The sequence below is a fragment of the Streptomyces sp. CRN 30 genome (genome assembly GCF_034105845.1).
This window is the reverse complement of the sequence record NZ_JAVRHI010000490.1, coordinates 1-10,665: the sequence shown is the minus strand read 5'-3', so window position 1 is coordinate 10,665 and position 10,665 is coordinate 1. Positions and strand designations below refer to the sequence as shown.

Genomic DNA, 10,665 nt, shown 5'->3' with positions numbered 1-10,665 from the left:
GCCGGGCGGCGCGGGCGGCGTAGGTCCGGGCCGCCGTCTCGTCGGCGCGCAGGGGCGCGGTGGTCTCCGGGGTGACGGTCACGCGGGCCCGCTCTCCGACTCGGCGAGGGCGCGGAACAGGGCCCGCCGGGCGACGCGTTGGGCGCCGAGGGCGTCCTGCGCGGCCTGGGCGGCGGACAGTGCGTCCCGGTCGAGGAGGCCGAGAGCCCGGTGGAAGGCGCGCAGTGTGCGGATGCCGGTCCTGGCGGCCTCCACCGGGTCCTCCCGGAAGGGGAACTGGTCCAGCTGCCACACGCCCCGCCAGCCGGCGTCGTCCAGGGCGTGGAAGAACTCGAAGGTCTCCAGCAGGTGGACGGAGCCGACGACCATGTCGTCGTCCCAGCCGCGGAAGTTGTCGTTCACGTCGATCGCGAAGAGCCGGTCGCGGGCGATCGCCAGGCGCGCGGCCTCCGCGGGGGTCTCACCGCCGTACAGGGAGTGGCCGAAGTCCAGGAGCACGCCGACGTTGTCGACGCCCGTGTCCTGGATCGCCAGCAGGGTGCGGGCGACGGAGGAGAACACCATGCGGTTGCGGGGCTCGCGGGGCTTGTACTCGATCGCGAACCGCAGGTCGGGGAAGGCGAGGGCGAGTTCGCGCAGTGCGTCGACGGACTTGTCCCACAGGTCGGTGTGGTCGGCCTGGAAGGGGTAGTCGTAGCCGTCCTGGCCGGGCCAGATCTTGATGTAGTCCACGCCGAGTTCGCGGCCGGCCTCGGCGGAGGCGGCGACGAGGTCGACGGCCTCCCGGCGGATCGCCGGGTCCGGGTTGGTGAAGCCGCCGCGGGCGAACCTGCCGGTGTAGATCTCCGGTGTGACGGCGACGGCCCGCAGCTTCTGCTCGGCGAGGGCCTTGCGGACCTCGGCGGTGCTGATGTCTCCGGGCGGGAAGGGCCAGTTGAGGTCGAGGACGGACAGGTCGCCGACGGCTCCGGCCAGCTCGATGGCGTCGAGGATCGTGCGCGGTGGGCCGTAGCCGTCGGTGGCGTAGCGGTCGACGTAGGTGGCGAAGTGCCAGACGCCGGCGCCGTACACGGGTTCGTTCTCGGTCATCTCTTCTGCTCACTCCTGGAGGGACGCGGGGGTGCCGCAGCCGCAGTCGGCTCCGGCGACGAAGGGGTGGCGGACCGCCGTGACGGGGCGGTCGTCGGGGACGTGGGGAGCGGTGACGGTGTGCCGTCCCGCGCCGTACTCGCGTGGCTCCGCGACGCCCGGGAGGTGCAGTTCGGCCCGGGTGGACGGTGGTACGAGGAGGTCCACGACCAGGGTCGTGCCCTCGGTGCGCCAGCCCGCCTCGGCGCGTCCGTAGGGCGTCAGGTGGGCGGCCCACGCGCGGGTCAGGTTTCCGCCGGGGCAGGGCGCCACCCGGATGCGGCGCCAGCCGGGTTCGGCGGCGGCGAGTCCGGCGACCCGGCGGTGCAGCCAGTCGGCGACCGAGCCGAGCGCGTAGTGGTTGAAGGACGTCATCCGGCCGGGGTTGACGCCGCCGTCGGGGAGCATCGAGTCCCAGCGTTCCCAGACGGTGGTCGCGCCCATGGTCACCGGGTACAGCCAGGACGGGCAGTGCCGTTCGGCCAGCATCCGGTGGGCCAGTTCGGGGTGTCCGGCCGCGCAGAGCGCGTCGCAGACCAGGGGCGTGCCGGCGAAGCCGGTGGCGATGCGGAAGCCCGCCCTGCGCACGAGGTGGGCCAGGCGCTCCCCGGCCGTGCGGCGCTGTTCCCCGCCGGGCAGCAGGCCGAAGGTGAGGGCGAGGGCGTAGGCGGTCTGGGAGTCGGAGGCGAGCCGCCCGGCCGGGGTGACGTACTCGCGGGTGAAGACGGCGCGCAGCCGCTCCGCGAGGGCGCGGTGGCGGACGGCGTCGTCCTTCTCCCCCAGCAGGTCCGCCGCTTCGGCCACGAGGTCGGCCGAGCGGACGAGGTGCGCGAGGGCCACGAGCCCCGCGTCGGTACGCCCGGCGGCGGGGTCGTCGGGCGGTGCGGCGGGATCGAGCCAGTCACCCAGCTGACCGGGGTCGCACCAGAGCCCGCCACCGGCCCGGCCGGAGCCGTGCCGAAGCCCGTCGGCCGTCGCGCGGTTCAGCCAGGTCGTCATCGACGGGTACTGCGCGCGGAGCAGTTCGAGGTCGCCGGTGTCTCGGTGCAGGGCCCAGGGGACGAGGACCGCCGCGTCGCCCCACAGGGCGTGCGGGCCGGTGCCGGCCGGCGGGTCGAGGATGTCGGGGACGACGAGGGGGACGGAGCCGTCGGGCCGGGCGAGTTGTTCGGCGGCGAGGTCGCGCAGCCAGCCGCTCAGCATGCCCGCGCAGCCGGTGAGGAACGCGGCGGTGGGCGCGAACACGGCGATGTCGCCGGTCCAGCCGAGCCGTTCGTCGCGCTGCGGGCAGTCGGTGGGCAGGTCGACGAAGTTGCCGTGCAGGGAGCGTACGACGTTGTCGTGGAGCCGGTTCAGCAGCGGGTCGGAGCTGTCGAAGAAGCCGGTGCGCTCCAGGTCGGTGTGGAGGACGACCGCCTCGACGGCGGCGGGGTCGAACGGGCCGGGCCAGCCGTCGATCTGGGCGTAGCGGAAGCCGTGGAAGGTGAAGCGGGGTTCGTACGTCTCGGGGGTGCCCGTGCCGCGCAGGACGTAGGTGTCGGTGGCGGCGGCCGCACGGAGCGGGCGCAGGGCCGGTTCGCCGTGCTCCAGGACCTCGGCGTGGCGCAGGGTGACGGTGTGTCCGGCGGGTCCGGTCACGGTGAGGCGCAGCCGGCCGACCACGTTCTCGCCGAAGTCGACGACCGTGCGTCCGGACGGGGTGGTGAGGACCTCTCGGACGGGCAGGGTGCGGGTGCGGCGGACGGGCGGGCCGGTGGGGGCGGTCAGCCGGGCGGTGGGCGGCGGCAGGACGTGTACCGGGGACCAGTCGCGGGTGTCGTGGCCGGGCCGGGACCAGCCGTCGCGTTCGCGGCGGGCGTCGTAGTGCTCGCCGTCGTACAGCTCGGAGCGGAGCAGCGGGCCGGTGGTCCAGCGCCAGTGTTCGTCGGTGGCGACGGTCAGGGTGCGGCCGTCGCGGTGGCGGATCTCCAGTTGGGCGAGGAGGGCGCGCCGGCGGCCGTAGTGGTGGCGGCGGCCGCCGTCCCAGCCGAGGCGGCCGGTGTACCAGCCCTCGCCGAGGAGCGCGCCGACGGTGTTGGGGCCGGGCCGCAGCAGGGCGGTGACGTCGTGGGTGCGGTAGCGCAGCCGGTGCCGGTAGGAGGTCCAGCCCGGGTCGAGGACCTCGTCGCCGACGCGGACGCCGTTGATCTCGGTCTCGTACAGGCCGTAGGCGGTGGTGTAGAGGCGGGCGGCGGCGATGTCGCCGTCGAGCGGGACGTCGCGGCGCAGCAGGGCGACCGGCTGGGGGCCCCGCTCGTCGCCGGTGTCGGGGGTGACGGGGCGGGCGAGCCAGTCGGCCGGGTCCAGCAGGCCCGTCTCGACGGCGGCCGGCGGTGACCAGGGGCTGGGGGCGCCGTCCGCGCCGCCCCAGACCCGTACTCGTACGTGGACCCGCGCGCGGGAGGGGAGCGCCGGACCGGGCCACGGCACCAGCACGGAGTCGGCGCCGGGGACGCGGCCGGTGTCGGTGACCGTGGCGCCGTCCGGGCCGGTGACGCGTATCCGGTAGGCGCGCTGGGTCCAGCCGGGTTCGTCGGTCCGGGTGCGCCAGCTCAGGCGCGGCGCGGATTCGCCGATGCCGAGGGGTTCGCGGTGGTGTTCGGCGACGGGGGCGGTCACGGTCGTCGGGTGCGGCACGGTGCGGGCCTCCTCATCCGTCCAGTTCGATGCGGAGCACCTGGACGTACGGGGTGGGCGGCCGGGACGGCAGCCCCACGTGGAGGGCGTCGGGCCGGGCCGTCCAGCGGACCGGGGCGTCGCCGCCGAGCAGCGTCACCCGGCGGGGTGGTGCGGCGAGCGCGCCGGCGCGGGTGCCGAGGCCGCGGAGGCGGGCGGTGCCGTCGTCGGGCCAGGCCATCAGGAAGGCGTAGAGGGTGCGGCCGTCCTTGTCTCGGGTGTAGCGGATGTCGTGCGGGGTGTAGGTGAGGGTCCGCTCCCGGGCCCGGTCGCCGGTGACGTCGGTGGGGCCCTCCCCGTGGACCGTCCAGGGGCGGGTGCCGAAGACGGCCTCGCCGCACCGCTCGGTCCAGGCGCCGAGGGAGTCGAGGACGGCGCCGGTCGCCTCGTCGAGGGTGCCGTCGGGGAGCTGGGGGACGTTGAGCAGCAGGCAGCCGTTCTTGCTGACGGTGTCGACCAGCAGATGCACGATCTCGGGAGCGGTCCTGTAGCGCTCGCCGTCCCGGTAGAACCAGTCGCCGATGCTGGTGTCGTACTGCCAGGGGTGCGGGTCGATCCGGCCGAGCTGGCCGCGTTCGACGTCGAGGAGGACGGCGCCCCGGTCCTCGTCGGGAACGGTCTTGATGCTGACGGTTCCCTCGGGCCGCCGCCCGTAGTAGTCGGCGAGGAACTCCAGGCCCCGGCGGCTGGGCGGGGCGGCGGGGCAGACGCTGCCCTCGTCGAAGGGGAGCCGGGAGTCGTCGAGGTAGACCAGGTCGGCCTCGTGGCGGAAGGTGACGTCGCGCAGCCGGGCGTAGAAGTCGTCGACGAACGCGGCGTCCGGTTTCTCGCCCGGCCGGCGCGGACGGCCGTAGAGGGCGCGCGGGTCGAGCCCCTCCCACCAGGTGCCGTGTCCGTCGGCGGCGGTGAGGTGCCCGTCGTAGGGTCCGTCGGCGTCCCGTGCGAACGCCGCGTCGAGCCACCGCCAGGTCCAGGACCCGGCGTGCATGCTGATGCCGAACCGCAGCCCGGCCGTGCGGGCGGCGGCGGCCCAGCGGGCGACCACGTCGGTGCGCGGGCCGACGTTGACGGAGTTCCACGGCTGGTGGACGGAGTCCCACAGGTCGAAGTTGTCGCAGTGCGCGGCGAGGGAGACGAAGTAGCGGGCGCCGGCCCGGCGGAAGCGGTCCATGAGCGCCTCGGGGTCGAACCGTTCGGCGCGCCAGGTGCGGCACAGGTCCTTGTGGCCGAAGACGGAGGGGTGTCCGTAGTGCCGGCGGTGGTGGGCGGTCTGCCGGGCGGTGCGGTCCCGCTCGAAGTCCTCCGTGCCGCCGTAGGGGCCGTAGAGGTGGCGGGCGTACCAGTCGCCGCGGCGGGCGGCGGACTGCGGGCCCCAGTGGGCCCAGATGCCGAACTTGGCGTCGCGGAACCAGTCCGGGACGCGGTGGTCGCGCAGCGACTCCCATACGGGTGCGTACGGGGTCGTATGCCGGTCGTCGTGGGTGGTCACGCGGCCTTCCTTCCCTCGTCGGCTGTTGTCGGGCGGCGGCACGGGCGGGTCACGCCGGGCCGAGCGGGCGCAGGCGCAGCTCCAGCCGCCAGGGACGCGCGGGCAGCCGGTGGCGTTCCAGGGGGCCCGGTCCGCAGGAGGCGCTGCCGAGGCCGTACTGGCCGGCGTCCAGGTGGAGGTGGAGCCGGTCGCCGGGGGTGAGGTCGTGCGGGTGCGCGGCGGCCTCCAGCTCGGCGGTGCTCCAGGGGCGGACCGTCAGACCGAAGGGCCGGCCGGGGTCGGCGGCCTCCACGCGCAGGCCGCGTCCCGTCGCGGGGTCGAGGAGTTCGGCCCAGCGGACGGCGGCGCGGCGCCCGTTCTCCTGCGGGACGACGTACGGCGTCTGGAGCGCGGCGACGTCGGCGGTGAACAGGCCGGTGTGGACGGCGTCCTCGCTGTCGGGGTACGCCTCCCCCGGGCCCTTGCCGAACCAGCGGACCCGGTCGTGGCGGGCCGGGAGGGTGAACCGCACCCCGGCGCGCGGCAGGGTCAGTCCCTCCCAGGGGCCCTCGGGGACGACGTCCACGGTCAGGCGCAGCGCGTCGCCGTCCCGGGTCCAGGTGTGCCGGACGCGCAGGCCGTGCGGCAGGCCGTCCGGGGCGTGGCGGGACTCCGCGGTCACCCGTTCCGGCGTCGCCTCGACGTGTTCCGTGCGGACGACGAGGCGGTCCAGGCCCGCCGCGCGCCAGCGGCGCAGGACGGAGTTGTCGCCCATGCCCCGGTCGTTGTCGGTGGGGGCACGCCAGATGTCGAGGTGCGGGCCTGCCAGCCCGGTGCCGGCGAACTCGCGCAGCACTCCGGACCGTGTGTCGAACTCCGCGCCGTCCGAGCGCCGTCGAGGGCCGCCGGCGGTGACCGGAGCACCGGCCGTCGGGACCCGGGCCTCGGCCCACGCCACCTCGTGGCCCGCCGGGGCCCAGGGCTCGTCGGCGGTGAGGACCGCGCGGACCGTCAGCCACGCCTCCCCCGCGCCCGTGTCGGGCAGTTCGGGCAGGGCGGTCTCGGCCGTACCGCGCGGGGGGACGTCCCCCACCGCGACCTCGCCCTCCGCGACCCGTTTCCCGTCGGCTTCGAGGGACCAGCGGAAGGTGAGGTGTGCCAGGTCGCGTACGTCGTGGCGGTTGTGTACGCGTATCAGTGCGGCGGCCGGGTCGAGGGTGATGCCGACCGGTTCGGCGGCCTTCTTGTAGGCGAGGAGGCCGGGCGAAGGGGTGCGGTCGGGGAACAGCAGGCCGTCGACGCAGAACGTGCCGCCGTGCGGGGTGTCCCCGAAGTCGCCGCCGTAGGCGAAGTAGGGGCGGCCCTGCTCGTCGGTGCGGGCGATGCCGTGGTCGATCCACTCCCAGACGAACGCCCCGGCGCAGCGCGGGTGCCGCTCCAGTGCGCGCTGGTAGTCGGTGAGGGAGCCGGGTCCGTTGCCCATGGCGTGCGCGTACTCGCAGAGCAGGAAGGGCAGTCGGCGCCGCCGTTCCTCCAGGGCGGGGTCGTCGGCGGTCCCGGCGGGGGCCTTCTCCTCGTGGCGGCCGATGCGGTCGACCTCGTCCACGGGGGCGTACATCAGGCTGTAGAAGTCGGAGTGGCGGTAGGTGCGGTCCCGTTCGTAGTGCAGCGGCCGGGACGGATCGCGCTCGCGGGTGTACGCGGCGAGGGTGCCGAGGTTGGCGCCGTGGTGGCTCTCGTTGCCGAGGGACCACACGACGACGCTCGGGTGGTTCTTGTCCCGTTCGACCGTGCGGCGCATCCGGTCCAGGAGCATCGGCAGCCAGCGGGGGTCGTCGGCGGGGTTGCCCGCCCAGTCGGCGTGGACGAAGCCGTGGGTCTCGATGTCGCACTCGTCGACGACCCACAGGCCCAGTTCGTCGCAGAGGTCGAGGAAGGCGGGGTGCGGCGGGTAGTGGGCGGTGCGCACGGCGTTGATGTTGTGGCGTTTCATCAGGAGCACGTCGTGGCGCATTGTCGCGAGGTCGAGGGCGCGGCCCCGGTGGGGGTCGTGCTCGTGCCGGTTGACGCCGCGCAGCAGCACGGGGACGCCGTTGACGGTGAAGCGGCCGTCGCGCATCGCCACGGTGCGGAAGCCGATGCGCAGGGGGACGGCGGGGCCGCCGCCGGCGGGGGTGAGTGTGCCCGCGTAGAGGTGGGGCCGCTCGGCGCTCCACGGGGTGACGCCGGGCAGGGTGAGGGGCCGGTCGGCGGGGTGGGCGTGGACGCCGAGTCCGGGCAGGTCGAGCAGGGCGGGCACGTCGGTGTCGACGCGCAGGGTGCCGGTGCCGTGCTCGTGGTCGTAGGCGGCGTGCGTGAAGTGGTCGCGCAGGGCGCCCTCGGGGTGTTCCAGCAGGGTGACGTCGCGGAAGACGCCGGGCAGCCACCACATGTCCTGGTCCTCCAGGTAGCTGCCGGAGGACCAGCGGTGGACGCGGACGGCGAGGTCGTTGCGGCCGGGGCGCAGGGCGTCGCCCGCGTCGAACTCGGCGGGCAGTCTGCTGCCCTTGGAGGTGCCCAGTTCGCGGCCGTTGAGCCACACCTTGAAGCAGGAGTCGACGCCGTCGAACCGCAGGACGCTGCCGGGACGCCGCCAGTCGTCGGGCAGGTGGAAGACGCGGTGGTGGTCGCCGGTGGGGTTGGCGTCGGGGACGTGCGGCGGGTCGATGGGGAACGGGTAGGCGGTGTTGGTGTAGCGGGGGATGCCGTGGCCGTGCAGGACCCAGTGCGAGGGGACGGGCAGCGGCGACCAGGCGGTGTCGTGGGCGGCGGGACCGCCTTCGCCGAGGAAGTCCAGCGGCGCGTCGGCGGCCGGCGACAGCCGGAAGGACCAGGTGCCGTCGAGAGTCAGCCGTCGGGCTCCACAGGAAGCGGTCCAGGCCCGTGGGGGGAGGCGGCCGGAGCCGGGGCTCAGGTCGGCCCAGTAGGGCAGTGCGTGGTCCGCCATCGTCTACGACTCCCCTCGTGGCGCCGGCTCGCGCGGGTCCGGCCGGCCGCCGGGGACCGTGAACTCGTGCGTTCCCGGCGGTACGTGGCGTACGTCGCGGCCGCCGTCCGGCAGGGGCAGCTCCATCCGGGTGGGCGCGCCCGGCGGCAGCGTGACGGTGGACCGGAACCCCGCCGTGTCCCGGTGCCGGTCGACGGCGGCCCGGCCGCGCGGGGTGTCGTACCAGGCGCTCGCCCGTTCGTCGGGGCCGAGCGGATCGTCGGGACGGTCGGTGCGCAGGGTGTGGGGTGCGGTCGTCACGTCCCGGGCTCCCTGGGTGGGTCGGTGGTCGTGGCCGTTCCGGCGGCCCGCGTCCCCCGGGTGGCATTCCACCCGGAAGAGCCGGACGACCGGAACCGTAGAACCCGCGACGGACCGCGTCAACACCCCCCGCACATCCCGCACATGACCTGTTTCCTGCGCCTTCTTGCCCTCTTGACTGCCCCTGTCACCCCCCTTAGCGTTTCGTCGTCGACCCCTGCCACTCCCCCTCCGGACCCCGAGGCGGCGTCACACACGATGACTGGCATACCAGCAACCCTCCTTCTGGAAGAGCGAGCCGAGCTGGCGATGAACGCGGTCGTGGGCCTGGCCGACCCCGAGCTCGACGGCATCCCGTTCTTCGGCGCCGACCTCCTCGCCGACCCCGCCGAACTCCGTCACGGCGACTGGGACTACGGGTCGAGTCACGGCCGGCTCACCGACGCGTGCGTCCTCGCCCGCCACATGACCGGCGCCTCGGCCTGGAGCGAGGCGGAGGCCGCATACAAGAGGACCCTGCTCGCCCTCCTGGGCGAGGACGGGCTCACCTGGCGGCGGAGCCACCCCAAGGGACACTGGGAACCGCACGCCAACCTCATCGACCAGCGGGCCACGCTGCTCGCGCTGACCAGCTGGTACCAGGACAGCGGCGACGAGGAGGCGGGCGCGGCGGCGGACCGGCTGGTGGCGGCGCTGCACCGGATCGCGGTCAAGGAACGCGACGTCTGGTACTTCCCGGCGTCGGAGTACACCCCGCGCGGCTGGCCGTCGGCCAACGCCGTGCAGCTGCGTCTGGCGCCCGACCCGGCGTCGTTCTGCGGGCGGCTGATCATGCCGCTGCTGCGCTGGCACCTCATGAGCGGCGACGAGCGGGCGTGGGAGCTGTGCGGCCGGTTCGCCCGGCTGATCACCGAGTACAGCGGGGTGTTCCTGCCGGACGGCTCGTTCAACCCGGCGCTGGCCTACCGCAGCGGACACTTCCACACCCGCCTCGGCACCCTGGACGGGCTCGCGAAGTACGCGGTGGCCTCCGGTGACCACGCGCTGACCGCGTTCGTGCGCCGCTCCTTCGACTGGGCGCTCGGGCAGTGCACGGCGTTCGGCTGGACGCCGGGCGACCTGGCCGGGCAGCGGTACGAGCACGAGACGTGTTCGCTGGTCGACCTGGTCTCCCTGGCCGGGACGCTCGCGGGCGCGGGCCACGCCGACTGCTGGCCGGTCCTTGAGCGGTTCCTGCGCGGGCACCTCACCTCCTCGCAGCTGCTGGACGTCTCCTGGGTGCGGTCCGCGCCCGACCGGAGCGGCGACGAACCCGGCTGGGTCACCCGGTACCGGGTCGGCGAGCGGCTGCGCGGCGCCTTCGCCGGGTACGGCGCCCCCAACGACTACGTGTCGGACAGCGTCCTCGGCCGGGGGCACACCGCGGACGTCCAGGCGTGCTGCGTGGGCTCGGGGGTGCGGGGCCTGTTCACCGGCTGGAACCTCGCGGTCACCGGCGACGAACGGCTCGTCCGCGTCGACCTGCTGCTCAACCGCGGCAGCCGGTTCGTGGACGTCCTCAGCCACCTGCCGTACACGGGGCGCGTCGATCTGGACGTCCGCGAGGACTGCCGCGAGCTGCGGCTGCGGGTGCCGGAGTGGGCGGGGTACGCGCACCTGCGGGTGCGGCGCGTGCCGCCCGACGGCCCGGAACGGACGTTCCACGGCGCCGAACCGGGGCTGTGGGCGCCGGACGGCACGCTGAGCGTGGCCGGGCCGCGCGCCGGGGAGCGGGTGACCGTCACGTTCCCGCTGCCCGAGACCGTCACCGAGGAGACCGCCGCCGGGCGGGTGTACCGCGTGCGCTGGCGCGGCGACGACGTCATCGGCATCGAACCGGAAGGCAGGACCCGTCCCATGTATCCGAGTCGCGAGTACGGCGGGCGGGCGCCCCTGCGCGCCCGCACCCTCACGGTGCCGAAGGAGGAGTGGCCGTGGTGAGCGCGCCGGGGCGGCGGGGGCTGCTCGTGGCGGCGGGAGCCGCCGTGGTGGGGCAGGCCGTGGGGACGGCGCGGGCCGCGGGGGCGGC

The 10,665-nt window shown here is 75.0% G+C and carries 6 protein-coding genes; 1 reads left to right on the top strand and 5 read right to left on the bottom strand.

All coding sequences use genetic code 11. The features are described from left to right. Nucleotides 1–78: 78 nt before the first annotated feature. From UW392_RS55250 to UW392_RS55230, 5 genes are read right to left on the bottom strand one after another with little or no spacing between them, the layout of a single operon-like run. Nucleotides 79–1,089 carry a sugar phosphate isomerase/epimerase family protein gene (locus tag UW392_RS55250; RefSeq protein ID WP_320783059.1) on the bottom strand — a complete coding sequence of 337 codons (1,011 nt, stop codon included), beginning with the start codon at nt 1,087–1,089 and terminating at the stop codon, nt 79–81. Nucleotides 1,090–1,098: 9 nt separating this feature from the next. Then, nucleotides 1,099–3,804, bottom strand: a complete 2,706-nt coding sequence (locus UW392_RS55245) for a family 78 glycoside hydrolase catalytic domain (protein ID WP_320783058.1) — start codon at nt 3,802–3,804, stop codon at nt 1,099–1,101. Between the two features lie 13 nt (nt 3,805–3,817). Next, on the bottom strand, nt 3,818–5,332 hold the full coding sequence (locus UW392_RS55240; RefSeq protein WP_320783057.1) for an alpha-L-fucosidase: 1,515 nt from the start codon (nt 5,330–5,332) through the stop codon (nt 3,818–3,820). A gap of 49 nt (nt 5,333–5,381) precedes the next feature. Next, complete coding sequence (locus tag UW392_RS55235) at nt 5,382–8,297, bottom strand: glycoside hydrolase family 2 TIM barrel-domain containing protein (RefSeq protein WP_320783056.1); 2,916 nt, start codon at nt 8,295–8,297, stop codon at nt 5,382–5,384. 3 nt (nt 8,298–8,300) lie between these two features. Continuing rightward, a complete protein-coding gene (locus UW392_RS55230) occupies nt 8,301–8,597 on the bottom strand; it encodes a hypothetical protein (protein ID WP_320783055.1) in 297 nt (98 codons plus the stop codon). A gap of 258 nt (nt 8,598–8,855) precedes the next feature. Between UW392_RS55230 and UW392_RS55225 the strand changes: the two genes are divergently transcribed. After that, nucleotides 8,856–10,577, top strand: a complete 1,722-nt coding sequence (locus tag UW392_RS55225; RefSeq protein WP_320783054.1) for a hypothetical protein — start codon at nt 8,856–8,858, stop codon at nt 10,575–10,577. The last annotated feature ends 88 nt before the right edge of the window (nt 10,578–10,665 follow it).

Bases quoted from the DNA above. Each gene is read 5' to 3' on its own strand.
- UW392_RS55235 (WP_320783056.1), bottom strand. From the start codon at position 8,297: ATGGCGGACCACGCACTGCCCTACTGGGCCGACCTGAGCCCCGGCTCC.
- UW392_RS55225 (WP_320783054.1), top strand. From the start codon at position 8,856: ATGACTGGCATACCAGCAACCCTCCTTCTGGAAGAGCGAGCCGAGCTG.
- UW392_RS55250 (WP_320783059.1), bottom strand. From the start codon at position 1,089: ATGACCGAGAACGAACCCGTGTACGGCGCCGGCGTCTGGCACTTCGCC.